The organism is Aminipila terrae (assembly GCF_010120715.1).
Classification (GTDB): Bacteria; Bacillota; Clostridia; order Peptostreptococcales; family Anaerovoracaceae; genus Aminipila; species Aminipila terrae.
Map to the genome: position 1 here is coordinate 2,717,194 of NZ_CP047591.1, position 24,962 is coordinate 2,742,155.

At 37.4% G+C, this 24,962-nt stretch carries 28 protein-coding genes, 3 pseudogenes and 1 other annotated feature; of the genes and pseudogenes, 29 read left to right on the forward strand and 2 right to left on the reverse strand.

Annotated features, from left to right (window positions below; all coding sequences use genetic code 11):
* Positions 1-8: 8 nt before the first annotated feature.
* Positions 9-914, reverse strand: a complete 906-nt coding sequence (locus tag Ami3637_RS13030; protein WP_162362934.1) for a TIGR01212 family radical SAM protein — start codon at positions 912-914, stop codon at positions 9-11.
* Between the two features lie 114 nt (positions 915-1,028).
* Here Ami3637_RS13030 and Ami3637_RS13035 point away from each other — a divergent pair.
* The 14 genes and pseudogenes from Ami3637_RS13035 (at position 1,029) to pduB (ending at position 12,194) form a co-directional block, all read left to right on the forward strand.
* Positions 1,029-1,696, forward strand: a pseudogene (locus tag Ami3637_RS13035) (epoxyqueuosine reductase QueH).
* 11 nt (positions 1,697-1,707) lie between these two features.
* The gene (locus tag Ami3637_RS13040; protein ID WP_162362935.1) at positions 1,708-2,328 is read left to right on the forward strand and encodes a primosomal protein N' family DNA-binding protein; all 621 of its coding nucleotides are present in this window, start codon (positions 1,708-1,710) and stop codon (positions 2,326-2,328) included.
* 23 nt (positions 2,329-2,351) lie between these two features.
* A complete protein-coding gene (gene priA, locus Ami3637_RS13045; RefSeq protein WP_243158180.1) occupies positions 2,352-3,713 on the forward strand; it encodes a replication restart helicase PriA in 1,362 nt (453 codons plus the stop codon).
* Between the two features lie 101 nt (positions 3,714-3,814).
* Complete coding sequence (gene def / locus Ami3637_RS13050; RefSeq protein ID WP_162362936.1) at positions 3,815-4,279, forward strand: peptide deformylase; 465 nt, start codon at positions 3,815-3,817, stop codon at positions 4,277-4,279.
* Positions 4,269-4,889 carry a methionyl-tRNA formyltransferase gene (locus Ami3637_RS17610; RefSeq protein WP_243158015.1) on the forward strand — a complete coding sequence of 207 codons (621 nt, stop codon included), beginning with the start codon at positions 4,269-4,271 and terminating at the stop codon, positions 4,887-4,889. Before def ends, Ami3637_RS17610 begins: the two co-directional genes overlap by 11 nt.
* On the forward strand, positions 4,886-5,218 hold the full coding sequence (locus Ami3637_RS17615) for a methionyl-tRNA formyltransferase (protein ID WP_243158016.1): 333 nt from the start codon (positions 4,886-4,888) through the stop codon (positions 5,216-5,218). Before Ami3637_RS17610 ends, Ami3637_RS17615 begins: the two co-directional genes overlap by 4 nt.
* A gap of 11 nt (positions 5,219-5,229) precedes the next feature.
* Positions 5,230-5,928, forward strand: a complete 699-nt coding sequence (locus Ami3637_RS13060; protein WP_162362937.1) for a zinc metallopeptidase — start codon at positions 5,230-5,232, stop codon at positions 5,926-5,928.
* A gap of 4 nt (positions 5,929-5,932) precedes the next feature.
* Entirely contained in the window at positions 5,933-7,228 is a 1,296-nt protein-coding gene (gene rsmB, locus Ami3637_RS13065; protein ID WP_162362938.1) for a 16S rRNA (cytosine(967)-C(5))-methyltransferase RsmB, read from the forward strand.
* A 17-nt stretch (positions 7,229-7,245) separates the two neighbouring features.
* Positions 7,246-7,974 carry a Stp1/IreP family PP2C-type Ser/Thr phosphatase gene (locus tag Ami3637_RS13070; RefSeq protein WP_162362939.1) on the forward strand — a complete coding sequence of 243 codons (729 nt, stop codon included), beginning with the start codon at positions 7,246-7,248 and terminating at the stop codon, positions 7,972-7,974.
* Between the two features lie 71 nt (positions 7,975-8,045).
* Positions 8,046-8,683: pseudogene (locus Ami3637_RS19175) on the forward strand (protein kinase domain-containing protein); the annotation flags it as partial.
* Positions 8,684-8,926: 243 nt separating this feature from the next.
* Positions 8,927-9,940 carry a PASTA domain-containing protein gene (locus Ami3637_RS19180; protein WP_408609073.1) on the forward strand — a complete coding sequence of 338 codons (1,014 nt, stop codon included), beginning with the start codon at positions 8,927-8,929 and terminating at the stop codon, positions 9,938-9,940.
* The gene (gene rsgA, locus Ami3637_RS13085; RefSeq protein ID WP_162362942.1) at positions 9,940-10,809 is read left to right on the forward strand and encodes a ribosome small subunit-dependent GTPase A; all 870 of its coding nucleotides are present in this window, start codon (positions 9,940-9,942) and stop codon (positions 10,807-10,809) included. The genes Ami3637_RS19180 and rsgA overlap by 1 nt, the downstream gene beginning before the upstream one ends.
* On the forward strand, positions 10,803-11,459 hold the full coding sequence (gene rpe, locus Ami3637_RS13090; protein ID WP_162362943.1) for a ribulose-phosphate 3-epimerase: 657 nt from the start codon (positions 10,803-10,805) through the stop codon (positions 11,457-11,459). The genes rsgA and rpe overlap by 7 nt, the downstream gene beginning before the upstream one ends.
* A 27-nt stretch (positions 11,460-11,486) precedes the next feature.
* Positions 11,487-12,194, forward strand: coding sequence for a propanediol utilization microcompartment protein PduB (gene pduB, locus Ami3637_RS13095; protein ID WP_243158017.1), 708 nt, complete (start codon positions 11,487-11,489; stop codon positions 12,192-12,194).
* Between the two features lie 61 nt (positions 12,195-12,255).
* Here the strand turns inward: pduB and Ami3637_RS13100 are convergent, their stop codons facing one another.
* Positions 12,256-13,809 carry an ABC-F family ATP-binding cassette domain-containing protein gene (locus Ami3637_RS13100; RefSeq protein WP_162362944.1) on the reverse strand — a complete coding sequence of 518 codons (1,554 nt, stop codon included), beginning with the start codon at positions 13,807-13,809 and terminating at the stop codon, positions 12,256-12,258.
* Between the two features lie 324 nt (positions 13,810-14,133).
* Here Ami3637_RS13100 and Ami3637_RS13105 point away from each other — a divergent pair, with 324 nt between their 5' ends.
* From Ami3637_RS13105 to Ami3637_RS13170, 15 genes and pseudogenes are all read left to right on the forward strand, one after another.
* The gene (locus Ami3637_RS13105; protein ID WP_162362945.1) at positions 14,134-14,565 is read left to right on the forward strand and encodes a hypothetical protein; all 432 of its coding nucleotides are present in this window, start codon (positions 14,134-14,136) and stop codon (positions 14,563-14,565) included.
* A 217-nt stretch (positions 14,566-14,782) separates the two neighbouring features.
* Positions 14,783-15,562, forward strand: coding sequence for a hypothetical protein (locus Ami3637_RS13110; RefSeq protein ID WP_162362946.1), 780 nt, complete (start codon positions 14,783-14,785; stop codon positions 15,560-15,562).
* Positions 15,544-16,101, forward strand: a complete 558-nt coding sequence (locus Ami3637_RS13115; protein ID WP_162362947.1) for a hypothetical protein — start codon at positions 15,544-15,546, stop codon at positions 16,099-16,101. The genes Ami3637_RS13110 and Ami3637_RS13115 overlap by 19 nt, the downstream gene beginning before the upstream one ends.
* Before the next feature lie 113 nt (positions 16,102-16,214).
* Entirely contained in the window at positions 16,215-16,874 is a 660-nt protein-coding gene (locus Ami3637_RS13120; protein WP_162362948.1) for a P-loop NTPase family protein, read from the forward strand.
* 45 nt (positions 16,875-16,919) lie between these two features.
* Positions 16,920-17,858: a hypothetical protein gene (locus tag Ami3637_RS13125; RefSeq protein WP_162362949.1), complete on the forward strand. Its 939-nt coding sequence runs from the start codon at positions 16,920-16,922 to the stop codon at positions 17,856-17,858.
* Positions 17,859-17,889: 31 nt separating this feature from the next.
* Complete coding sequence (locus tag Ami3637_RS13130) at positions 17,890-18,543, forward strand: hypothetical protein (RefSeq protein ID WP_162362950.1); 654 nt, start codon at positions 17,890-17,892, stop codon at positions 18,541-18,543.
* A 22-nt stretch (positions 18,544-18,565) separates the two neighbouring features.
* Positions 18,566-18,739 carry a hypothetical protein gene (locus Ami3637_RS13135; RefSeq protein WP_162362951.1) on the forward strand — a complete coding sequence of 58 codons (174 nt, stop codon included), beginning with the start codon at positions 18,566-18,568 and terminating at the stop codon, positions 18,737-18,739.
* Positions 18,740-18,904: 165 nt separating this feature from the next.
* The gene (locus Ami3637_RS13140) at positions 18,905-19,309 is read left to right on the forward strand and encodes a hypothetical protein (protein ID WP_162362952.1); all 405 of its coding nucleotides are present in this window, start codon (positions 18,905-18,907) and stop codon (positions 19,307-19,309) included.
* Between the two features lie 53 nt (positions 19,310-19,362).
* A complete protein-coding gene (locus Ami3637_RS13145) occupies positions 19,363-19,836 on the forward strand; it encodes a hypothetical protein (protein WP_162362953.1) in 474 nt (157 codons plus the stop codon).
* Complete coding sequence (locus Ami3637_RS13150; protein WP_162362954.1) at positions 19,820-20,728, forward strand: hypothetical protein; 909 nt, start codon at positions 19,820-19,822, stop codon at positions 20,726-20,728. Before Ami3637_RS13145 ends, Ami3637_RS13150 begins: the two co-directional genes overlap by 17 nt.
* A gap of 71 nt (positions 20,729-20,799) precedes the next feature.
* Positions 20,800-21,793 (forward strand): annotated as a pseudogene (gene cobT / locus Ami3637_RS13155) (nicotinate-nucleotide--dimethylbenzimidazole phosphoribosyltransferase).
* Positions 21,794-21,854: 61 nt separating this feature from the next.
* Positions 21,855-22,105, forward strand: a binding site (T-box leader).
* Positions 22,106-22,190: 85 nt separating this feature from the next.
* Complete coding sequence (locus Ami3637_RS18705) at positions 22,191-22,745, forward strand: TGS domain-containing protein (RefSeq protein WP_330586636.1); 555 nt, start codon at positions 22,191-22,193, stop codon at positions 22,743-22,745.
* Entirely contained in the window at positions 22,742-24,148 is a 1,407-nt protein-coding gene (thrS, locus tag Ami3637_RS13160) for a threonine--tRNA ligase (RefSeq protein WP_330586637.1), read from the forward strand. Before Ami3637_RS18705 ends, thrS begins: the two co-directional genes overlap by 4 nt.
* A gap of 216 nt (positions 24,149-24,364) precedes the next feature.
* Complete coding sequence (locus Ami3637_RS13165; protein ID WP_162362955.1) at positions 24,365-24,649, forward strand: putative signal transducing protein; 285 nt, start codon at positions 24,365-24,367, stop codon at positions 24,647-24,649.
* 73 nt (positions 24,650-24,722) lie between these two features.
* Positions 24,723-24,926 carry a YjfB family protein gene (locus Ami3637_RS13170; RefSeq protein ID WP_162362956.1) on the forward strand — a complete coding sequence of 68 codons (204 nt, stop codon included), beginning with the start codon at positions 24,723-24,725 and terminating at the stop codon, positions 24,924-24,926.
* Positions 24,927-24,962 lie beyond the last annotated feature (36 nt).

Sequence of the window (24,962 nt, forward strand, 5' to 3'; positions counted from 1 at the left end):
AGATATTTTTATAGACATTTTTTCCCCTGCCAGCTGTTCCTGCTCTTTAACTCTTTGTGTATACCATTTAAAATGGTTCGTTTTTTATAACTCCAGTCCGGGGAGATTAGTATGGGTCTTGGTGCATCAGCGCTCATACGATGAATTGTGATATCCGCAGGTATTATTTCCAATGCATCTACCACTAAACTGACATATTCTTCTATGCTGCAGAAGGAGACGTAGTCCGGATATAGTTTTTCCATTTGTGAACCCTTCACCACATTGAGCATATGTATTTTTAAACCAAATATTTTATCTTTACAAACGTATCGGACGGAATCAAGCATATCTTGTTTTGATTCACCGGGGAGACCAAAGATAAGATGTACCACAGTTCGTATATTCAGTTCTTTTAATCTTTTTACGGCCTCATCATAAACTTTTAAGGGGTAACATCGATTAATTAATTCTGCTGTTTCCTGATGAATGGTCTGAAGCCCCAGTTCTACCCATAAAAATGTTTTTTTGTTTATTTCATCAAGCAGTTCATATATTTCCTCAGAGAAACAATCTGGGCGTGTGGCAATCGCAATACCTGAAATTTCAGGATTATTCAAAACAGCATAATATTTTTGCCGAAGCTCTGAAACAGAGGCATAAGTATTGGTATGGTTCTGAAAATAGGCTAAATGATTACTGTCAGGCCATTTATCAGAAAGCAGCTTTATCTGCCCGGGAATATTGCTTGCAAAATCTCCAGACCCGTCAGCAGAGCAGAATATGCATCCACCGACCCCTTTACTGCCATCTCTGTTAGGACAGGTAAAACCACCATCCAGAGAAAGTTTAACTGTTTTTTTACCAAAATAATTTTTTAAATATAAGCCGATGCTGTTTATTGGGTTTTCAGCATTACATTGAATCGTATTCATGAAAGCTCCTTGTATTAAATATCTTATTGATTTTTTATTATATCATAAATCTAAAACATTATTTTATGATATAATAATTTCATATATCTATTTTTATATCTTTTGGAGGAAATGATGAACGATAAAAGACAGATTAAGCCTACAGGAGAGTTGGCAGAGGAATATTTTAACAGCGAAAAAATAGTAATACTTGATGATATAAAAGACAGAATTAAAGAGAAGCCGAAATTATTGCTTCATAGTTGCTGTGGTCCTTGCAGTACAGCAGTTGTAGAAAGACTAACAGGTAATTATGATATTACAGTCTTTTTTACAACCCTAATATTACGGATAAAGAAGAATATGAAAAAAGAAAGTCCGTGCAGCTGGAATTTATTGAAGCGTACAACCAGAACGTAATGGAGAATGAGAAGATTGCGTTTATTGAGGGGGAATTTTATCCAGAGGAGTTCTTCAGAATGGTAAAAGGCCTGGAACAGGAACCTGAAGGAGGAAAGCGCTGCACAGAATGTTTTAAACTAAGACTGGAAAGAACTGCAGCAGAGGCTAAATTAAATTGTTTTGAAGTGTTTGGCACCACATTAACGGTGAGCCCTCATAAAAATTATCTGCTGATATCTAAAATTGGAAGAGACCTGGCTTTAAATTACGGGCTTTCATTTCTGGATATGGATTTTAAGAAAAAGGCAGGATATCAGAGGAGCGTAGAATTGTCAAAGGAATATGGGCTGTACAGGCAGAATTATTGTGGGTGCAGCTTCTCGAAATGGGATGAAGATTGAATTGGAGATATATGAAATACGTAAATGTTGCTATAGACAATAACAATGATAATACAGACAATTTATACACTTATGGCTCGGATTTCGAAGATATTAAAGTTGGAAGCAAGGTATTAGTACCATTTGCCAAGGGCAACAGACTTAAAACGGCATATGTTTTTGATGTGATGGATTCAGTCAGGGAAGAAATAAAAGGACTTAAATATATAGAAAGTGTTGATCCTGAAATTTCTCTTTCTGCAGAAATGATAGATACCTGCAGATGGATGAGAAAAAGGTACTTATGCAGGTATATAGATGGAATTAGTTGCTTTACTCCTGCAGGCAGTCCATCGAAGCGGGGGAAAAAGAGAGTACCTTATCAGGATATGGAAGGAGAAACCAACCAGATAAAGCAGCTTACTGCAGAGCAGGACAATGCTATCCAAGTAATTACTCCATATGTGAAGAATCAGCAGCATGATATATTTTTAATACATGGGGTCACAGGAAGTGGAAAAACAGAGATTTACATCAGGCTGATTACTTCTGTACTGGAAAGTGGAAGAAATGCTATTGTGATGGTGCCAGAGATATCTCTTACAACCCAGGTTATTGAAAGATTTATAGGAAGATTTGGGCAGGAAAAATAGCGGTACTTCACAGCCGACTGTCTCTGGGAGAAAGATATGATGAGTGGACACGAATCAGGAATGGACAAGTGCGAATAGTTATAGGCGCCAGATCAGCGGTATTTGCTCCTTTAGAAGATATAGGCATCATTATAATGGATGAAGAACATGAATCTACCTATAAGTCTGACATGTCACCTAAATATGACACAGTGGAAGTTGCCATAAAAAGAGCAAAGACCTTTAATGGTCTGATTATATTAGGAAGTGCAACTCCGTCGGTTGTATCCACATACAGGTCTGAACAGGGAATATATAAAAGAATTGAATTAAAAGAGCGTTATAACCAGATTGCTTTGCCCAAAATAGAAATAGTTGATATGAGAGAAGAGTTGAAGCTGGGAAATAAGTCCATTTTCAGCAGATTATTATATGATGAAATGCAGAAATGTCTGGAAGAAAAGCAGCAGGTAATCTTATTTCTTAACAGAAGAGGGTACTCAACTTTTGTATCCTGCAGAGAATGTGGTTATGTGATGAAATGTCCGGAATGTGGGATTTCACTGACTTATCATAAAGCAGAAAATGCAGCGGTTTGTCACTACTGCGGAAAAATGGAACCACTTCCTAAAATGTGTCCTGAGTGTGGCAGTAAATACATAAGGCATTTTGGCACAGGAACAGAAAAAGTGGAGGAACTTACCTCCAGCATGTTTCCAGATTATCCTATAGCAAGGCTGGATTTAGATACCATAAAGCTAAAGGGAAGTGTGGATAAAATAATAAATGATTTCAGAAAAGAAAAAACCAGAATTCTTATAGGAACTCAGTTAGTCGCAAAAGGACTGGACTTTAAAAATGTTGGACTGGTAGGGATTATTTCGGCTGATGTAATATTGAATATTCCGGATTATCGTTCAGCAGAGACTACTTTTCAGCTGGTAACCCAGGCCGCCGGGAGAGCAGGCAGAGGTCATAAAGAGGGAAAGGTTGTTATCCAGACTTATAATTCAGATCATTACAGCATCCAGGCTTCTTCAGAGCAAAATTATAAAGCTTTTTATGATACTGAACTTTTATTAAGGAGAAGCCTGATGTACCCACCTTTCAGCGACATTGTACAGGTCATCGTAATCGCTAAAGATGAACAGGTGTGTAAAGATGGGGCACAAAATGTAATGGAAGCAGTCCGGGGACATTTAGGTAAAGAATTTCAAAATAATATATTTGAACCCCAGCCACTGTTAATAAACAGCAGGAAAGAACATTACCGGTATTATATTTTAATAAAATGCCCCAAGGGTAAGCGGGGAAAATGTTTATCTGCAGTAGAAAAAGTAAAAAAACATATTAATACTGGGAAAAAATATCAATATTCTGTCTCAGTAGATGTAAATCCATATTAAAATTTTATGAAGAATACAGAAAATGTTGACTAATCTGTTTATATGAAATGGTTTTTATGATATAATTTAATGCTATTGTATCGAAGTTTTGGAGGTTAAAAATGGCTTTAAGAAATATTATAGTTGAAGGCGACGAAATTTTAAGAAAAAAATGCCGTGAAGTTACAGAAATAGATGATAGAATAAGAATTATTTTAGATGATATGCTTGAAACAATGAGAGCACATAATGGTGTTGGAATTGCAGCGCCACAGGTAGGCATCATGAGAAGGATGTTTCTTATTGAGGTTGAAGAAGGCGATGTAATAGAAATGATAAATCCTGAGATAATAGAAACGAGAGGGTCTGCCTGGGAAGATGAAGGCTGTCTGAGCGTACCAGGGATGATTGGTACGGTGGAACGCCCTGAATATATAAAAATCAGAGGGCTGGACCGGTTTGGAAATCCAGTGGTTCACGAAGCAGAAGGCTTTAAAGCTGTTGCTTTCTGCCATGAGAACGACCATCTGGATGGTATTTTGTATATTGACAAAGCAAAGGATATAAGGGATGCAGATGAAGAATAAATTGAAAACAATTTATATGGGAACTCCTGAATTTGCAGTGCCTGGCTTAGAAGCTTTATATAACAGCGGGCATGAAATAGGATACGTTGTGACTCAGCCAGATAAAGCCAGAGACAGGGGAAAAAAGGTTCAGTTTACAGCGGTGAAGGAAAAAGCTGTGCAATTAGGACTTTCAGTGCTGCAGCCAGAAAAAATAAAGGGAAATGAAGAATTTTTTAAAATCCTGAAGGCGTATAATCCGGATTTAATTGTAGTGGCTGCTTACGGAAAGCTTCTGCCTCCTGAGATTATTCACCTGCCAAGGCTTGGGTGCGTAAATATACATGCATCCCTGCTTCCTCGTTGGAGGGGTGCGGCACCAATGCAAAGAGCAATTATGGCAGGGGATGAATATACAGGGGTTACGCTCATGTACATGGCGGAAGGTCTTGACACAGGAGATATGATTGCAAAAAAAACTACTCCAATCCTCAGAAAAACTGCTGCAGAGCTTCATGATGAAATAGCAGAGCTGGGGGAAGTCTGCTTTCCGAACAGCTTCCAAATCTGGAGTCAGGGCATATTGTCAGAGAAAAACAAGAGGATAGCCTATCTACTTATGCTGCAATGATTTTTAAGAAGGATGGAGAAATTGATTTTTCCAGGAAACCAGAGGAAATCGAAAGGCTTATCAGGGGACTGGATTCCTGGCCTGGTGCATACAGTTATTATAAAGGACAGCTTATAAAAATATGGGGAGCAGAGATACTGGATAAATCCTGCCAAGCTCCTGATGGAACTATTGTAAGCGTATCTGATAAAGGCATAGACGTATCTGCAGGGGGCAGTATGTTACGTATAACAATCATTCAGATGCCAGGAAAAAAGAGAATGGCAGTTTCAGATTATTTGAAAGGAAATAAAATTTATATTGGGGAATTATTTGAGAAAGCAGATTAGAGGTGTATAATATGTGGTATTTTGATTCGACTATCGTTTTACTGATACCGGCAATGATATTTGCTATGTTTGCTCAAGGCAGTGTAAGATCTGCCTATAGAAAATTTGCAGATATCCGAAACAGAAGGAATATAACAGGTGCGCAGGCAGCACGGATGATTCTGGATAATAATGGACTTCAGGACGTAAGCATTGAAATGGTAAATGGGACTCTTTCAGATCATTATGATCCAAGAACAAGGGTCTTGAGATTATCTCCAAGGGTTTACAATGAACCGTCTATTGCTTCCGTAAGTATTGCAGCCCATGAATCTGGTCACGCCATTCAGCATGCTGAATTTTACGTACCACTCAAGCTTCGTAATACCATTGTTCCTGTAGCTAATTTCGCTTCTATGCTATCATGGCCGTTGATGATTATTGGTATCCTGATAGCTAATGGAGGCAATTATGTGAAAGGCAATTTTATAATGGATATTGGTATATTGTTTTTTGCTTCCGTTGTTTTATTTCATGCTGTTACATTACCAGTTGAGTTTAATGCAAGCAGCAGAGCAGTAAGACAAATGGAAAGTTTAGGAATTGTGTACGATGAGGAAAAGTCTGGTGCTAAAAAAGTATTGTCTGCCGCTGCAATGACTTACGTTGCTGCTCTCGCTACATCAGTTGCAAACTTATTAAGATTACTCATGTTAAGAGAAAGGAATTAATAATATGGATGCAAACCGAAAAACTGCTTATTATGCATTAATGGATGTAGAGTCCAGAAAGTCTTATTCTAATATTGCACTTAATCATCAGATTATTTGTGGGAGACCAAGTTCCCCTTCTTTTGTGAGAGGGCTGGTTTATGGGGTTCTGGAAAATAAAATGCTGCTGGATCATATCATAGGACATTTTATTACCAATGATATTGAAAAACTTAAGACCAGTGATTTGGTAGTCCTTAGAATGGGGATTTATCAGCTTGGATATATGAAATCCGTTCCTGAATATGCAGCAGTAAATGAAAGTGTCGTACTGGCAAAAAAGTTCTGCAGAGGCAGAGAGGGCTTTATAAACGGAGTATTACGTGCTTATATCAGGAATAAGCATTCTGTTAAACTTCCTGACCGAAGCATTGATCTGATAAAATATTTATCCATTAAGTATTCTTGCTCTGAATGGATTGTAGAAATGTGGATTGATCAGTATGGAGTGGATACAACGGAAGAAATATTGAAGAATTCTCAGGGAAATCCAGGTTTATGTATCAGAGTTAATACCTTGAAAACAGGGAAAGAAGATTTAATAAGAAGACTAACGGAAAGAAGTTTTGAAGTAAAAGAAAGTCAGGTCTGTGACAGCGGATTACTGGTGACAAAAGGAAATGGGATATTAGAGGATCAGCTGTATAAAAGTGGATTATTTTCTGTTCAGGATGAAAGCTCCATGAAGACCATAGAAATATTAGATCCACAGCCAGGTGAAATGATTGTTGATGTCTGTGCAGCACCGGGAGGAAAAACTCTGGCTGCAGCAGAAAGAATGAGCAACCGGGGCCAGATTATTGCTACTGATATTTATTTGAGAAAGCTGGCACTGGTAAATAAAGAAGCTTCAAGATTAGGTGTTTCCATTGTAAAAACATGGCCTTGGGATGCTACAAAAGTGGATTCAGAGCTTTTGGAAAAAGCGGACCGGGTTATTGCCGATGTACCTTGTTCTGGTCTTGGGGTAATCCGAAGAAAACCAGAGATAAAATATAAAAAGAAGCTTAGTGAATTTAACAGCTTACCAGTAAAACAATTAGAAATTCTTTCTGTTGCTTCAAAATATGTAAAAAGAGGAGGAGTCCTTCAATACAGTACTTGTACAATTAATAAACAGGAAAATCAGAATGTAATAAAAGAATTTTTAAGAAAGAACAAAAATTTTAGTATTGTTGAAGAACGCCAGTTTATGCCCCATATAGATCTGACAGATGGTTTTTATGTGTGCAAAATGGTTAGAAGTGACAGCTTAATTTAGCTTAAGATGGAGAAACAATGGTTCAAGTGGGTTTTAAGAGTGACCGGGGACTGAAAAGAAAAAATAATGAGGATTCTTGCTTTGTAATACCTGAAGACAAGATTTATATTGTTGCTGATGGCGTAGGCGGCAGCAATTCAGGGGAAGTAGCAAGCCGAAGTGCGGTAAGCTTTGTGGCGGACTATGTAAAGAAGAATCCTGTTAAATTAGTTAAAGGCCGGGAAGAAATAAAGAATTATTTTATTAAATGTATAGAGGAAGCCAACACTTTAATCTGTAATTTATCTAGTGAAAATACAGAAAATAAAGGAATGGCCACAACCTTAGTTTTGGCGTATGTAATCAGGCGAAAAGCCTATATAGTCAATATAGGTGATAGCAGGGCATATTTAATGAGAAACGGTAATCTGATACAGATTACCGAGGATCATACATACGTTAACACTTTAATTAGGTCTGGAGCCCTTACCGAGGACGCAGCTAGAAATCATTCCAAAAGACATATTATTACAAGAGCACTTGGTGGAGATGATACAGTAGAACCAGATATTTTTGAAGTAAAGCTTATGAAAGATGATATTTTGCTGTTATGCACAGATGGGCTTCATGGAGAGGTGGAGGATAGCAGAATTTGCGAAATCCTTACATCAGGGCAGCAGATGTCAGAATTATGTAATCAACTCATAACAAGAGCAAACCGCTCAGGCGGAAATGATAATATCACAGTAGTCTGTGTAAAGATGTAAGGGGGAAAATTCATATGAGCAGAGTTTTAGCAGGCAGATATGAATTGCTGGAGCAGATTGGCGAAGGCGGTATGGCCGTTGTTTATAAAGCAAGATGCAAACTTCTAAATAGATATGTAGCAATTAAAATCTTAAAGCCTGAATTTACAAAGGATTTAAAGTTAGTTGAGAGTTTTAAAAAAGAGTCCCAGGCAGCTGCAAGTCTGGTTCATCCCAATATAGTTGGTGTTTATGATGTTGGAAAAGAAGGAAATATCAATTATATTGTAATGGAACTGGTGGAAGGCAAAATCCTGAGTGACATAATCAGGGAGGAAGGCCCCTTGATTACAAAAGAGCAATAGACATTGGACAACAGATTGCATCAGGTCTTTCGTGTGCCCATAGAAACCATATAATACATAAAGATGTAAAGCCTCACAATGTGCTGGTGACAAATGACGGAGTAGCTAAGATTACAGATTTTGGTATAGCTAAATTTGTTGATAATGCCACTATTGTAGGCAATGCGGATACGGTTATGGGATCCGTTCACTATTTCTCACCAGAACAGGCCAGAGGCGGTTATGTGGATGAAAAGTCCGACATCTATTCTCTTGGTATCGTCATGTATGAAATGATTACAGGAAAAGTGCCATTTGACGGAGATAATCCTGTAACGGTAGCTTTAATGCATATTAATAATGAAATTGTTCCACCCTCAAAAATTGTTAGTGGAGTACCACCAGTTTTAGAGCAGATTATTATGAAAGCTACCAATAAGATTCAGGTAAACAGATTTAAATCTGCAGATGAAATGATGGAAGCGCTAAAAAATGTAGATTTAATATCAAGCATAGTAGGGGATGCTGTTTATTTACATGGAGGTACGGCTGAAAGTGGTTTAGTTAAAATGCCTTCAGAGCCTGAAGAGAATAACGACATTATTTCTGTTGAAGGGGAAGTAGTATACATGGGAAAAAAAGATAAAAAGAAGAATGGAAAAAAGAAAATCCGGCTAAATAAAGTAAAAGTTACAGCTATAGTTATTGCCCTTATCTGTGCAATCCCAGTAAGCGGATTAATTTACCATCTGGTTTCAAATTTTGGTGCAGCAAGTGAAATAACGGTTCCTGATGTATCAGGTAAGACGGTTAAAGAAGCCACAACGACCCTGGAAAAATTAGGATTAACCCTGGAAGAGGGAGATGAGGTCTATGATAATGAATTCGATAAAGGCCAGATTGTATCCCAGACTCCTGAAGCAGATTCAAAGGTTAAAAAGGGAAAAATAGTAACGGTAAACATTAGCAAGGGTGCTAAAGAGGGTACGGTTCCTAACCTGGTCGGGAAGTCTTATGAAGATGCAGTATATATGATTGGAAAATATGGCTATAAGGTTGGAGATGTAACAATCGGGGAAAGTGATATGCCAAAAGATACGGTTATCAGCCAGACCCCGGAGGCAGGAAAAGATTCAAAGCCAGGGAAGGCCATCAGTTTTGTAGTCAGCCAGGGGGGAGAAGAAGGTAAAGTCACCATGCCAAAACTGCTGGGACTGACCCTGGATAAGGCAAAGGCACAACTGAAAGCGTCTGGATTGGAAGCAGGTACTGTAGAAGAAGGTACCAGTGATGCTTACAGTAAAGGTCAGATTATGTGGCAGCAGGTAGGTGCAGGAGAATCAGTAGATAAAGGTTCTACTGTTAATCTAAAGGTAAGTACAGGAACAGAATCATCTGGTCCAAAGTCAGTAGCTCTTGATATTGATTACAGTCAGGCGAAGAATTTAGTGTTCTTCTTAACGGTTACAGTTTCAGATGCATCAGGCACAACAAATATATTTACCAGAGAACAAAGGCTAAAGGAAGATGGCAGTGAAGTAGTTTCTTTAACAGGAACCGGACAGGGAACTGTTACTGTATTGTTTGACAACGATGTAGTCATGAAGAAGAATGTAAACTTCGATACTGGAGAAATTAATTAATGGAAGGAATAGTAGTAAAAGGAATCGCTGGGTTTTATTATGTAAAAGCCAAGGATTCTGTTTATCAGTGTAAGGCCAGAGGCATCTTTAAGAAAGATGGGATAAAAGTTGCAGTAGGCGATATTGTGGAAATCCAGTTGAATGAGGGCAGTGATGCCCTCATTACTGAAATTAAGCAGAGAAAGAATTTTTTCATCAGACCTCCTATTGTAAATGTAGACTGCTTTGCTGTTGTTTTTGCCATAGTAAATCCTGAACCAAATTTCGCTATCATCGACAGATTTTTAGTTATGGCAGAAAAAAGTAATATGGACATTATATTATGTGTAAACAAAGTAGATTTAGCAGAACAGGCCCAGGTGGATAAACTGAAACAAATCTATGAAAGTATTTATCCAATGGTATTTCTCAGTGGCAAAACCGGACAGGGAATTGAAGAATTGAAGACGCTGCTTCAGGGGAAAAAGTGTGCCCTGGCAGGACCATCTGGTGTGGGAAAATCAACGATTTTAAACGCTCTTGAACCTATGGTATCTGTGGAAACAGGAGAAATAAGCGAGAAAACCAAGAGAGGCAAACATACCACCAGACATGTGGAAATTTTTGATACAGCTTTTGGGGCAATGATTTTTGATACCCCTGGGTTTACTTCTTTTGAAGTCTTAGACGCAGATGAAGAGGAACTGGCACTTTTATATCCTGAAATGCAGGAATACCTGGGCCAGTGCAGATATGACAACTGCAGGCATATAAAGGAGCCAGACTGTTGTATAAGGGAAGCTGTAGCAGAGGGAAAAATAAGTAAAAGCAGATATAACTCATATGTAGAGCAGATAAAAGAAATAAGGGAGAAAAGTAGAAAATGGTAAGATTAGCACCTTCAATATTGTCGGCAGACTTTTCAAAACTGGGAGAACAGGTGAATCTCATAGAAAAAGCAGGCGCCCAGGTTATTCATGTGGACGTTATGGATGGTCATTTTGTTCCTAATATCAGTTATGGTGCCACCGTAATGAAGAGCCTTTGTGGCAAAACAAAACTACCTTTTGATGTTCACCTTATGATTGAAAATCCAGATAAATATGTTGAAGATTTCATTACAGACCAAACTGAATTTATAGTGGTTCATCAGGAGGCATGTCCTCATCTTCATAGAACCATCCAGCATATTAAATCTCTGGGGGTTAAAGCGGGGGTGGCTATTAATCCGGCAACTTCCTTAAGCACACTGGATTTTATTCTGGAAGAAGTTGATTTAGTCCTTGTTATGTCAGTGAATCCAGGCTTTGGAGGGCAGAAGTTCATTCAGTCGTCTCTTGCAAAGGTAGAGGCTTTAAAGCAGATTAAGGATATGCACGGACTGAGTTATGAAATTGAGATAGACGGTGGTATTGGACTTGATAATGTGAGTGCAGTGGTTGATGCAGGTGTTGAACTGGTAGTAGCGGGTTCTGCTGTATTTGGAGCACCTGATATTGATGCACGGGTGAAAGAATTTTTAACTATTATAAAAAAATAAAAAACAAAAATGATGGAGGAAGATTTTGTGTCAGATAGGCTTCAAGGTTGTAGCTTACCAGAATTTGTAGGAACTGCAATAGGAGATACAGTAGGTATAGTAATAGCGAATCTTGATGAAACTTTACGAGAAAAGATTCAGCTGGAGCAAAGGTTTAAATCAATTGGGATCGTCAGCGCCAGAACAGGAGGAGGAACTCATGCCATGGCTGCAGACACAGCAGTTAAAGCAACCAATACTGAGATTGCTTTGATTGAGTTATGTAGAGACACTAAAGGCGGTGCAGGTCATGGAATCACTGTTATTTTTGCATCGGAAGATGTAATGGATTCAAGAAGGGCTGTTGAAATTATGCTGGAAGAATTGCAGGGTTGCTTTGGCAATGTATATACCTGTGATGCAGGCCATGTAGAAGTTCACTATACAGCCAGAGCAAGTTATGCTTTGAATCAATCTTTTGATGCTCCTTTAGGAAAGGCTTTTGGAATCACAGTAGGAGCACCTGCGGCGGTTGGAATGATTATGGCGGATGTAGCAATGAAAACTGCAAATGTGGAGATGAATAAATTTGCCAGTTCAACTCATGGGACTTGTTTTACCAATGAAATAATCATTACTTTCTCTGGAGACGCTGACGCTGTTAAACAATCTCTTGTGGCTGCAAGAGAAGCGGGGTTAAGTGTTCTTCGAGGAATGGGACAAAATCCCATACCCATGGGGGAACCCACATGGTAACTAATTAATATAGGAAATATAAAAGGCTGTTGAAATGTTTCAACAGCCTTTGTTTTTTATCTTATACGATTTTTAGTGTCCAGTCTTCTACATTCCATATATCTGTTACCCAGTCTTCATAGAACATGGGCTCGTGACAAACCAGAAGGATAGAACCTTTGTATTCTATAAGAGCCTTTTTTAGTTCATCTTTTGCTTCTACATCCAAATGGTTAGTAGGTTCGTCTAAGATTAACCAGTTGGCTTCCTTCTGCATCAATTCGCAAAGGCGTACTTTAGCGTTTTCTCCCCCGCTTAAAACTCTCATCTGGCTGGTGATATGTTCTGTAGTTAAGGCGCATTTTGCCAGTGCAGCACGTACCTCACCATTGGTATAGGAAGGAAACCTTTCCCAGATATAGTCCAGTGCTGTAATTTCTGAGTCTCTTCCTGCTTCCTGTTCAAAATAACCAGGAGCAAGATAATCACCAAGTTCTACTGCGCCACCTAATGATTTAATTTTTCCTAATATAGTTTTCAGAAGTGTAGTTTTTCCAAGGCCATTTGTTCCGGTGATGGCAAGCTTCATACCTCGTTCGATTTCAAAATTAAGAGGTTTGGTCAAAGGCTCATTATAACCAATGATAAGATTTTCAGCTTGAACCAGGTATCTGCTAGGAGTTCGGGCCTCCTTAAACTGGAAAGATGGTTTTGGTTTTTCCCGGGGTTTCTCAATAATGTCGATTTTATCCAGCATTTTCTGTCTGCTGTTTGCCATACCTCTTGTTGCAACACGGGCCTTATTTCTTGCAATGAAGTCTTCCATTTTCTCAATTTCAGCCTGTTGGCGCTCATAGGCACGCTCCTGCTGTTTCTGTTTTATCTCATGCATGTGTAAAAAGTTGTTATAGTCTCCTGTATAACGGGTAAGTTCACCGTTATTCACGTGATAAATCACATTTACTACAGAATTAAGAAATTCAACATCATGGGAAATCAGGATAAATGCATTTTCATATTCCTGAAGATATCTTTTCAGCCATTCTATATGTTCAAAGTCCAGATAGTTAGTAGGTTCGTCCAATAAAAGAATAGACGGATCCTCCAATAAAAGCTTTGTTAACAGTACTTTGGTTCTCTGCCCGCCGGAAAGCTCGGAAACATCCTTTTCAAGACCGATGGAGGCAAGCCCCAGACCGCTGGCTACTTCATTAATCTTGGCATCAATGGTATAAAAGCCACTATGATCTAAAATCTGTTGAATTTCTCCGGCATCTTCCATCAATGCCTCTACATCAGCATTTTCATCAGCCATCTGGTCATACATAGTCAGCATCTTTTTTTCAAGTTCAAACATATTTTTAAATGCATCACGAAGGACATCCCGGATAGTCATTCCCGATTTCAGAGAAGAGTGCTGATCAAGATAACCAACTGTAACATTTTTAGACCACTCCACTTTTCCTTCATCGGGCTGTATATTACCTATGATAATGTTTAAGAAAGTGGATTTTCCCTCACCGTTTGCTCCAATCAGGCCAACATGCTCACCTTTTAGCAGGCGAAAGGAAGCATCCTCTAAAATTGTTCTGCCGCCAAAACCGTGGGATACATTTTCTACTATTAATAAACTCATAATTAACTCCATTCTTTTTAAGATTCAGCCATAAACAAATATGGCGAACTCATATTATTCTATTGGTAAAATGGCTAAAAGTCAATGTAATTCTAGGATTTTACAGCTTTTTTATTATATTTTATCTTAGGCAGATTACTAATGCACTTTAGTAGATGCAGCTTTGTTTTAGTTTGTATCTTTTAAATCGCAAAAACTGAAGTTTTTATATAAATAAAGAAATTAATTGAAATAATGTAAAAAAATGGTTGACATGTATGGCGATTTGAGTATAATAAAACTAAACAGACATATGGAAAATAATGTAAGTGAAAGGGGGAATAAATGAAAGCTAAAATACTCAGACCACTGTTTGGTATGTTGCTAATTATAATATCTATATTAGCCATGGTATGGTGGGAGAAATCAGGGAGAGAGCAGTTGATTATGGATAGCGTGTTGATTACGAAAGAAAATATTATAAGCGGTACAGTCATAGGTAAAAATGATTTTATTGAGATAAAGAATATTCCACAAAGTACCATACCAGGAGCCATAACACCGGAGAGTTTTTATAAGATAAATGGTTTAGTAGCAAAACAGGATATACCTAAGATGGCTCAGGTAATCCCGGGAATGTTTATGCGAAAAGATAAAATATTAATGGAAGGAAGCTCTATTTTTCCTGTGAAGGATACCTGGATTGATTGTAGAAGCAGTTCTGTCAGAAAAGGGATATTATTGATATCTTTGATGATACTGGTGAATTTTATGTAGGCACTTTTAGAATTGCATATGTTAAAGATGCCAATGAGCAAGAAGTTGTAGGAACAGAGGAGAACCTTAGCGAAGAAATTCTGCAGAGGGATTTTAGCAGTTCTGTTATATCTCATGTGGAGATTATTACATCTCTTGAGAAATATAAAATAATCAGAAACATGGCAGAAGAGCAAGGTATGAAATTTTTATTAATACAGAAGGGGGAAAAACTCATATGAATAATGTGTTTGCATTTCATGGGATTGATCATAAGTCGGGAGTTACTATGATATCGCAATCTGTTGCAGAATTAATTGCGTCACAGAACAGTAATGTTAATGTATTATTTATATCTTTAAATGGAAGAAAAAACGGTGAATATATCCAGGAAGATGTAAAGACCATCGATGACTTCAAATTGCAGATGGACAGTAAACTTATTATTAGTAAGGACTTCGTTAGAGACTGCAAATTTAAAAATAACTTATATATTCTGGGAGGATTGTCAAATGAGCAGGATGAAAGATACTATTTTCCGGATTCTGCTACGTATTTACTAGAATCTGTATCCGAAAGCTTCGGATTGATTATTGCAGATACAGGAAGTGACCTTGATAACGGTCTGGCATTGGGAGCAATCACTGCCGCATCAAATAAATATTTAATAATGACTCAGATGGAATCCAGTTTAAGCAGATATGAGAAAATGTTACCCTGGTTTGAAAAAACACAAATTAAATTTAACAGATTTATTATTAATAAGTTTAGTGAGGAAGATCCCTACACCTTAAAATATATTTTAGAAAGGCTTTATTTAGAGAAGGAGAGAACGGATAAAATTCAGGAGGCAGGGGATTATCGTCAGGCAGAGCAGGAGCACAGGACCCTTATGAGATTAAAAACAGACAATTATCTGGAGGATATTTCTACTATTGCCAATCATGTTTCAGAGGTCATAGGGCTACCTCCCACAAAATTGCAAAGGAAAAATAAATTATGGAAAAATTTTATTTAGACAGCTATATATCCCGGGAAATAAAAAAGAAGCCGGGAAGTTTATTCAGTTTTGAGACTCTGTGTAAACTCATAAATCTGGAATTCCAGCAGGAATGGGAAGAAGATAATAAAGATATACAAAGAATGCTATCCATACAAAAAAATGCAATTATTGGTTTTAATAAAGAAGTGATTTTTTTCAAAAGTAAAATAAAATACTTTGTAAAAAAACACAATGCAGGAGGTACGGAATTTCCCAAGTGGTACAAAAATTTGGAGGAAGCCATATATCATGAAAATTGGGGATTAGCAGGAATTGCTGAGTGGTTTTCAAAAGAGTATTCAGAAAGTAGTTCCTGCAAGGTGATTGGCGACCGGATTTATTTTCAGGAGAAGGGAAAAATGGTATTAAAACCACAGAAGATTAGACAAGAACGGAGGGAACAGTTAGTGAGGGCATTTCTGCTTTTGACTCCGGAAGAACGGCTGGATAAAGATTTTCATGAATTATATACTTTGGATGGCACAAGAATAACTGTGTTCAGGGGGACTCAGTAAAATCTGGACAAGATGTAATTATATTCAGAAGGTATATAATACCCAATTACACCTTTGAAGAACAAGCAAAAAGAGGAACCATTCCATGGAGTAGCATTCCATTATTCAAGGAGATGGTTAAGCTAGGATATTCAGTAGCAGTTACTGGTGCCATGAAAAGCGGTAAAACTTCTTTTCTGGCAACTTTGCAGAGCTATGAAGACGAAAGCCTGGAAGGCGTGATGCTTGAAACGGATCCGGAGATTAGCCTGCATAAATTAATTCCCAAGGCTCCAATTGTCCAGGTATTAGCAAAAGATGAAAAGCTTAAAACCATTACAAAACATTTACTCAGAAGCGATGCAGATTATCTGATTATGGCAGAGGCCAGAGATGGAACTGCACTGGATACGGTCCTCAGGATAGCAAGTAAAGGCACCAGAAGGCTGAAACTTACTTTTCATGAGAGAAACCCCATGAATTTCCCTTATGATGTGGCGGCAGAAATCATTTTAAGTATGGGAGGTGATATGGAGCTTATTGCAAGGAGAGCAGCTGAAAGTTTTGATTATATCTTTCACTTTGTTCAATTAAAAGATAAAGGACAAAAGCGTCTGAAAGGTATCTATGAGATGTTTGTGGATAAGGAAACCGGTAAAATTATGATTACCCAAATATGTGCCTACGATTATAAGGCAGATGACTGGAGATGGCGTTACAAAATAAGCAGAGACAAAGCCCTAGCGGGGATGAAGAAAATCCGGAAAGTTTTCTGCTTTTTTCCCGGTGGCTAAAAGAACTGGCACACAAAAATCCAATGAAACCGGAGGAGTTAGGTTATGAAGCTGGCTATGAATATTTTAATTGAAATTGTAATTTATTTGGTGTTTCTGGCTGGAATAAGTTTTACTTATCGAAAGGATCTGGCCCAATATACTGCAAAGCTGAAAACCAGGCATCGACTCAGGGAAAGAAGAAAGCAGTTACAAGAACAATCCAGAATAGAGAAACATTTTGACTGCATAACAAAAGCTACATTAAACGTAAAAGGTACATACCTGATGACATGTATGATTGGCATTTATTTGTTAGTAATGTTTGTAGCCAGCCGGAATTTAACAGTAGTAAACGCCATGATTCTATCTGCATCAATGGCCCTGGCTCCATATCTGATACTAAGAATAAAATTTGAAGGAATCAGGAGAAAAAGCAGTTTTGAAGGGGAAATCCTTGTAAGTAATTTCCTGAATCAATATAGAATTGCAAATTTTAATGTTTATGAAGCGTTGGAAAGATTATTGCAGGAAAGCAAAAATACTAAGTCGAGCAATCCCTTCGTATTAAAAATGCTTCTACAGTTAAGAAATGCTGGAAATCCAAAAGAAATCAGGGATGCTGTTAACAAATTTGCCAATATAATTAATACAAATTGGAGCAGAATGTTTGCTTACAACATACAGATTGCCTCAGAAAAAGGCATCAATGTTTCTCTGGCAATTGAAGATATTATGGCTCAGCTAAGGGATGCAAGAACGATTTTCGAAGAACGAAAAAGGCTTAATTCAGAAGCTGTAAGAATTGTAGTATACATGATTCCTTTCCTATATGTTTTTACCATTGTAATATCCATTAAATATATAGGGATGAGCGTAACAAATTATTTCAGGAATCAGCTATTCACAAAAGAAGGATTTTTATTCTTTACAGTCAGTAGTGTAATGTTTCTTATGAACATTGCCATAATTGAAATTGTCAGCAGGCAGAAATTTGATTATTAAATAATTGGAATAGGGGGAAATGAGGGAGCATATGACAGTATATGCATTTTATACATTTACAATTTTACTTTTCAGCGTAGGTAGTTATTTAACTTTATGCAAGGAAAAAACTTATTTAAAAAGGGGATTAATTAGGCCCTTGCAGCATCAGATTCAAAAGTCTGGATTAAGAGATAACCTGATTTTCAGGCTGGGAGCATGGAAACGTGAAAGGAATAAAAGGCTGGCGGACAAAGAGATTTATGAGGGAATATCATTTCTGAGAAATATTATTTCTATAGAAAAGGGGAAACAGGTAAGTACGGATTTTATAATAGAACAGCTGGCAGATAGGGAAGGGGTGCTACAGAATATTTATATCAGGATGTTAAGTCTTTTAAGGTTAAACAGGAAAACGGAAGCACAGAAAATAATGGCAGATTATATGGAAACGCCTATAGGAAAAGAGTTTGCCGGGCTATTATTGCGGTGGGATGAGGTGAACCCGTTGGAGCTTACAGAAATTCTGTTGTCACATCAAAGAAGTATAAAGGAAATAAGAATGACAGAGCAGCGGAGAAGAGATGAGATTATCAGTGATCTTTTGTATTTCCCGGTCATTATTAATGTGGTTTTGATTTTTATTAATTTTATCTATGTGGGGTATTTTATCAATCAGAAGGAGATATTACAGATGCTTTTTTAGGAATATCAAAGAGGAGAAAAAAATGAAACAGATTATTGTTTTAGCGGCATTTATTGCATTGGGAATTTTTATTGCAGGTATAGTCATGGGGTTTAAGGACGATGTAAAAGGTATCGGGGAAAAATCCAGTAAGGCTATAACAAATATATCAAATAGTATGACAGCAGATAGTAATGTTGTCACCAGACTGATATGAAACAGTATGTGGTTTTGATAAGCATGATTATGCTTGGGATATATATTTTAATATGATAGCAGGCACTGGTGAGGAGAGTATTTATTCTTCCCTGCAGCATTTATGGCAGCAGGGGTTACTATAAGGACGTATTCTCCTTAAAGTATTTCAGAAAAGTGGTATACAATGAAACAATTTATAGTATTAATGGGCGTACTTCCTATTCTAATTCTTTTTATGATGCAAATGGGATTGGATCAGAAGAACAGTCAGATTACATCTATCATACAGGCTTCTGTTTATGCAGCAAAAGAGGATGCTAAGCAGGAAGGATACTTTTCCAAAGAAATAAAACAAAAACTAAAAAATGATATAACAAGGCTTACAGGTATTTCTTCGGATAAGATAAATATACAAGCAGACAGCAAGGTTAAGTACAGGTACAGTCTGGGAGAAGAAAGACTGATTTACTACAGAGTTTCAGTAAAAATTGGACAATTGATGGCGGCACCTGGAATGCATGGAATTTCCCAGGAGGAAAATAGCTATAACTATGTAATAGATAGTTATACTGCCAGTGAAAAGGTTTAATTTTTTTAAACTTTTGATTCCTTTGGCATAGAAGTATTGAAGGTGGGTAAAATATGAAAGTGTTTATTGTGTTTCTTGGAATTCTCATGGTAAGTGTTTCTGCAATGGTATATCAGGGAGATTTGGGAGCTTATGGACATGAACAATTACTATTAAAAGAAGCAGCGGAGGAATGTGCAGCAGGAGCAGCGTTGTTTCTGGATGAAGATGCATACTCAAAAGGCCTTGTGGTTTTTAATTATGAACAGGGAGAAACCTATATAAAAAATTATCTGGCATACATAAAAAGAAATTCAAAAGCTTTGTCAAAAGGAATAATACGTTATAAAACGGAATTTGAAGATGAAAACAAGGGATATTCCCCGTCTAACAGGGAGAAAACACCAGCAGTTACAGTAGAAATAAAAGTATCTACTGAAGACTTATTCCGAGGGCCCTTTGTGGAAGTGACAAGCTTGGAAAGAAGAGCGCGATATGAATTGCCGGAGGAAAAACAGAAAAGCTTTTTTTATGCAGGCGACAGTTAGTGCAATTGTCGCTTTTTCTATTCTTTGGATTGCCATTGATGAAGCAGATCAGAATCCTGTTTATAGGCCAGATTATAAAAAGGATTCTTTAAACTACATTTTTGAAGATATAAGAACCACAGGAAAGTTTGGACAGGACCAAAATAATAAACTGGAATTAACTGAAGATGAATATAAAGAAATATTCAGGCAAACTGGTTTAGGAAAGCCAGCAGTTGATTATATGATTGAAAATGATAAAAATTATGAAAAGGAAATGAAGTCTTTTCAAAAAATATTTTTTAACGGTTATCCTTATACTTGTGCTAAAATAGGAGTGTTAACATATAACGAGCGAATGCGGGATAAAAATGGTGAATATATAAAAGGACATGAGATTGTTGATCTGGAGCCGGGAGACGTCCTTGTGAATCTTTCTACTCATACAATGGGGTATCGCCATGGACACTGCGCAATAGTCGTGACGAAACCCAAAAAAGGGGAAGAAGCCAGAACTATTGAAGCAATTTACATGGGTGAACCCACAGAGTATCAGACTACCAGTAAATGGCGGTCATGTCCGACCCTTGTGCATTTGAGAATTTCAAAAGAAGCAGCGGAATCAAAGGGGTATACCCAGGAAGAGCTGGGACGATTAATTGCCCAATACGCAGAAGAAAACTGTTTAAATATAAATTATGGTATGCTTCCGGAAATAACAAATATCAGAGGTGATAAGATTCGAAACACCAATTGCTCGCATTTAATATGGTATATATTTAAACAATTTGACTATGATGTTGACAGTGATGGGGGAGTAATTGTAACTCCTGCAGATATCGCTGCAAGTGATGTATTTGAAATTGTACAGATATACGGAATTAATCCAGACATTAAGGAGGAAAGCAGATGAAAACATTAGAAGAAGTTTTAAAAGGAATGAAAGGTGCAGATGAAAAAGCCATAGAGGAAGCACAGAAACACATGGACAGTTTGATTAAGCCTCTTGGCAGCCTGGGGAAACTTGAAACAATGGCAGTTAAAATGGCAGGTATTACTGGAAAAGTAAATAATAGTGTAGAAAAGAAATGCTCCATAGTGATGGTAGCTGATAACGGAATATGCGCTGAAGGTGTTGCAGGTACCCCCAGGACATCACATTAATTCAGGGAATGAATATGACAAAGGGCATCTGCGGAATGGGTGTCTTATCTGCCCACGCAGGAGCAGACATTAAAGTTGTGGATATTGGTATTATGTCTGATTATAATAATGATAAAGTATATAATAGAAAAATAAAATATGGTACAGATAATTTTGCTAAAGGCCCCGCCATGAGTCGTGAAGAAGCTATAAAGGCTATGGAAGTAGGTATAGAAATGGTGGAGATGGCTGTTTCAGAAGGTTATCAAATTTTAGGTACTGGTGAAATGGGGATTGGAAATACCAGCTCAACAAGTGCTGTCTTTATGGCAATAACAGGAGAATCTGCAGAAAATGCAGTAGGCAAAGGGGCGGACTTACAGATGAAGCTCTTATACATAAAAAGCAGGTAATCAGTGACGCTATAAAATTAAACAATCCCAATCCAAAAGATCCCGTTGATGTAATTGCAAAAGTAGGCGGACTGGATATAGCCGGAATGGCAGGCTGTTTTCTGGGAGCAGCTTATTTCAGGGTTCCAATTATCATTGATGGGGTAATCTCCGCACTTTCGGCTTATGTGGCAGCTCAGATGAACCCTCTTGTGAAAGATTTTATTTTTTCAAGTCATAAGTCAAAAGAACCTGTTTATGATTTAATCTTTAAAGAATTGGGTATGGAACCGATTTTAGAGATGGATATGAGGCTGGGAGAGGGTACTGGATGTGCACTTGCTTTTCATATCATATCAGCAGCATGCGCGGTAATGAATAATATGGCTACATTTGATGATATAAAATATGACCATTCATATCGAATTGATATTAGAAAATAAAGAATATTTTAGGGGTTGAAAAAAAATACCCAAGTGGTATAATTAAGTTTAATTTAATATTATTAACGCGTTGATGAGAAGAGTAGGATGGGAAGCATTTACAGAAAGAAGCCGGCAGATGGAAAGGCTTTAATAGGAACCATTTGAAAACTAACTCGGAGTGGCCCTAATCCGGTCCGGTGATTCCGTTATAATCAAGAAGAGTGGTTTTGTAAAAATCTTAGAGTGTATGTCATGAATTTCTGGCATACAGGATAGGAAATTACTTAGCAATTAGGGTGGAACCGCGAGAACAGATAACTCGTCCCTTTCTGCAATTCAAGCAGGAAGGGATTTTTTTATTCCAAAGCCCCCTGCTGAATTGGAAAAAAATATTGATACAGGAGGAATTAGTTAAATGAAGATTACTTTAAAAGATGGCTCTGTTAAAGAGTACAGTGAACCAAAATCGGTGATAGACATAGCTGCAGATATTAGTGAGGGGCTGGCCAGAATGGCCTGTGCAGGCGAAGTGAATGGTCAGGTAGTTGATTTAAGAACTGTAATTGATAAGGATTGTGAGTTAAGTATTCTAACAGCAAATGATCCAAAAGGCCTTGCGGCTTACAGACATACCTGCTCACATGTTCTTGCTGAAGCAGTAAAGAGACTATATCCAGAAGCCAAGCTTGCCATTGGTCCTTCTATAGATACAGGATATTATTATGATTTTGAGCATGATCCGTTTTCCAGAGAAGACTTGGATAAAATCGAAGCAGAGATGAAGAAAATTATTAAAGAAGGCAACAAACTTGAAATGTTTACCCTTCCAAGAACAGAAGCAATCAAGCTCATGGAAGAAAAAGGAGAACCATACAAGGTTGAACTGATTCAAGATTTACCGGAAGATGCAGTGATTTCTTTCTATAGCCAGGGAGATTTTGTAGATTTATGTGCAGGCCCCATCTTATGACGACAAAACCTATCAAAGCCTTTAAACTTATATCTTCTTCAGGAGCTTACTGGAGAGGCAGCGAAAAGAACAAGATGCTTACAAGAATTTATGGTACTGCATTTACGAAAAAAGAAGAATTAAATGAATATTTAGTTTATCTTGAAGATATAAAAAAGCGTGATCACAATAAGCTGGGCCGTGAAATGGAACTGTTTGCAACTGTTGACGTCATTGGACAGGGACTTCCTTTATTAATGCCAAAAGGCGCCAAGATGATTCAGACCTTACAGAGATGGATAGAGGATGAAGAAGAAAAAAGGGGGTATGTGAGAACAAAGACTCCTTTAATGGCCAAGAGAGATTTATATATTATTTCCGACCATTGGGCACATTATAAGGAAGGCATGTTTGTTCTTGGTGATGATGATGATGAAAATGCAGAAGTTTTTGCTCTTCGTCCTATGACATGTCCATTCCAGTATTATGTATATAAACAGAGTCAGAAATCATATAGAGATTTACCTCTTCGTTATGGTGAAACTTCAACCTTATTTAGAAATGAAGATTCAGGAGAAATGCATGGTCTGACTCGTGTTCGTCAGTTTACTATATCTGAGGGACACTTAATTGTAAGACCTGACCAGATTGAAGAGGAATTCAAAGGATGCGTGGATCTGGCTAAATATTGTCTGACTACATTGGGACTGGAAAAGGATGTAACTTATCGTATGTCCAAATGGGATCCGAATAATAAAGAGAAGTATCTTGGAACTGAGGAAACGTGGAATCAGGTACAGGACATGATGAGACAAATATTAAATCATATAGGCATTGAATTTACTGAAGAAGAAGGGGAAGCTGCTTTCTATGGACCTAAGCTGGATATTCAGGCAAAGAATGTTTATGGTAAGGAAGATACAATGATTACAATCCAGCTGGATATGTTCCTTGCAGAACGATTTGATATGTCCTATGTGGATAAGGACGGAGAAAAGAAGAGACCTTATATCATTCACAGAACTTCCATGGGTTGTTATGAACGAACTCTTGCCTGGTTAATTGAGAAATATGCTGGTAAGTTCCCAACCTGGCTTTGCCCTGAACAGGTTCGTATTCTTCCTATTTCTGAAAAGTACCATGACTATGCAAAGATAGTTAAAGAGGAACTTCAGAAAAATGGTATACTTGTAACCATTGATGAACGAAGTGAAAAGATTGGTTATAAAATTCGTGAAACCAGACTTGCAAGAGTTCCTTATATGCTTGTTGTAGGTCAGAAAGAAGCAGAAGAAGGGGGTGTATCTGTAAGAAGTCGTTTCAATGGAGATGAAGGACAGAAGCCACTTCAGCAGTTTATCAATGAAATCTGTGAAGAAATTAGAACCAAAGAAATAAAGACTATCAATGTAGAAGAAGAATAAAAATCATTTAATTAAAGGACTGATGCAAAAATAATAAGTAGCTTAGGGTTACAAATTATGTATGCTTTAGTCCTTTTTAAATAAGAGTATATATGGAAAAATGAAAAGGATGTTTTTGGAGCAGGTTGTGGTATACTTCATAATAATTGACTTAGTTTTAAAATGTACAAAAGTAATATATAATAACCATTACATGAGAAAAAGGAGGAACAGCAGATGTTTGGAAAAAAAGAGAAAAAAGAATGGCGCAGCGGAGTTTATCTATGTACAGCAAAAGACAGTTTTGAGGCAGACCTGTTAGAATCAAAGCTTCGCAGTGAAAATATTCCCTGTGAGAAAAAATATCAGGGAGCCAGTAATTTCCTGGAAATCGCCATGGGAGCCAGCAGCGCTTTCCCTATAGATATATATGTACCGGAAGAAACCATTGAAGACGCAAAGAATATAATTATTGCTGTACCTTTAGAAGAATGTGATATAGAAGATATTGATTTTAAGTAAAAACTGGTATATGATATAGTCAGATAAGGTAAATTCATTTTGTTAAATAATTATAAAAAGAAGGTGTATGATTATGGATGGAATTTTATCTTCGTATACGGGTTTGCAGGCACAGCAGCTGCAGCAAAATGTATCCATGTCTGTTCTTAACATGGCCATGGATTCTCAGAGTCAGGCTGCGCAACAAATGATTGCAGATATGCCACCGGCCCCAGCTGCTCAGGGCGTACCAGTTGCTAAAGGAGAACTTGGCTTCAATATAGACGTTTATGCATAGATACAGATTTAGATTTAGATTTGTATGCAGCGGCTA

Coding starts and splice junctions, on each gene's coding strand:
- Ami3637_RS13140 (WP_162362952.1), top strand. CDS start 18,905: ATGAAACAATTTATAGTATTAATGGGCGTACTTCCTATTCTAATTCTT.
- Ami3637_RS13110 (WP_162362946.1), top strand. CDS start 14,783: ATGAATAATGTGTTTGCATTTCATGGGATTGATCATAAGTCGGGAGTT.
- thrS (WP_330586637.1), top strand. CDS start 22,742: ATGACGACAAAACCTATCAAAGCCTTTAAACTTATATCTTCTTCAGGA.
- Ami3637_RS13105 (WP_162362945.1), top strand. CDS start 14,134: ATGAAAGCTAAAATACTCAGACCACTGTTTGGTATGTTGCTAATTATA.
- Ami3637_RS13100 (WP_162362944.1), bottom strand. CDS start 13,809: ATGAGTTTATTAATAGTAGAAAATGTATCCCACGGTTTTGGCGGCAGA.
- Ami3637_RS13135 (WP_162362951.1), top strand. CDS start 18,566: ATGAAACAGATTATTGTTTTAGCGGCATTTATTGCATTGGGAATTTTT.
- Ami3637_RS13165 (WP_162362955.1), top strand. CDS start 24,365: ATGTTTGGAAAAAAAGAGAAAAAAGAATGGCGCAGCGGAGTTTATCTA.
- Ami3637_RS18705 (WP_330586636.1), top strand. CDS start 22,191: ATGAAGATTACTTTAAAAGATGGCTCTGTTAAAGAGTACAGTGAACCA.
- rsmB (WP_162362938.1), top strand. CDS start 5,933: ATGGATGCAAACCGAAAAACTGCTTATTATGCATTAATGGATGTAGAG.
- Ami3637_RS13130 (WP_162362950.1), top strand. CDS start 17,890: ATGACAGTATATGCATTTTATACATTTACAATTTTACTTTTCAGCGTA.
- Ami3637_RS13060 (WP_162362937.1), top strand. CDS start 5,230: ATGTGGTATTTTGATTCGACTATCGTTTTACTGATACCGGCAATGATA.
- def (WP_162362936.1), top strand. CDS start 3,815: ATGGCTTTAAGAAATATTATAGTTGAAGGCGACGAAATTTTAAGAAAA.
- Ami3637_RS17615 (WP_243158016.1), top strand. CDS start 4,886: ATGATTTTTAAGAAGGATGGAGAAATTGATTTTTCCAGGAAACCAGAG.
- Ami3637_RS17610 (WP_243158015.1), top strand. CDS start 4,269: ATGAAGAATAAATTGAAAACAATTTATATGGGAACTCCTGAATTTGCA.
- Ami3637_RS13070 (WP_162362939.1), top strand. CDS start 7,246: ATGGTTCAAGTGGGTTTTAAGAGTGACCGGGGACTGAAAAGAAAAAAT.
- rsgA (WP_162362942.1), top strand. CDS start 9,940: ATGGAAGGAATAGTAGTAAAAGGAATCGCTGGGTTTTATTATGTAAAA.
- Ami3637_RS13125 (WP_162362949.1), top strand. CDS start 16,920: ATGAAGCTGGCTATGAATATTTTAATTGAAATTGTAATTTATTTGGTG.
- Ami3637_RS13170 (WP_162362956.1), top strand. CDS start 24,723: ATGGATGGAATTTTATCTTCGTATACGGGTTTGCAGGCACAGCAGCTG.
- Ami3637_RS13145 (WP_162362953.1), top strand. CDS start 19,363: ATGAAAGTGTTTATTGTGTTTCTTGGAATTCTCATGGTAAGTGTTTCT.
- Ami3637_RS13115 (WP_162362947.1), top strand. CDS start 15,544: ATGGAAAAATTTTATTTAGACAGCTATATATCCCGGGAAATAAAAAAG.
- Ami3637_RS19180 (WP_408609073.1), top strand. CDS start 8,927: ATGGGAAAAAAAGATAAAAAGAAGAATGGAAAAAAGAAAATCCGGCTA.
- Ami3637_RS13030 (WP_162362934.1), bottom strand. CDS start 914: ATGAATACGATTCAATGTAATGCTGAAAACCCAATAAACAGCATCGGC.
- rpe (WP_162362943.1), top strand. CDS start 10,803: ATGGTAAGATTAGCACCTTCAATATTGTCGGCAGACTTTTCAAAACTG.
- Ami3637_RS13150 (WP_162362954.1), top strand. CDS start 19,820: ATGCAGGCGACAGTTAGTGCAATTGTCGCTTTTTCTATTCTTTGGATT.
- Ami3637_RS13040 (WP_162362935.1), top strand. CDS start 1,708: ATGAAATACGTAAATGTTGCTATAGACAATAACAATGATAATACAGAC.
- Ami3637_RS13120 (WP_162362948.1), top strand. CDS start 16,215: ATGGTTAAGCTAGGATATTCAGTAGCAGTTACTGGTGCCATGAAAAGC.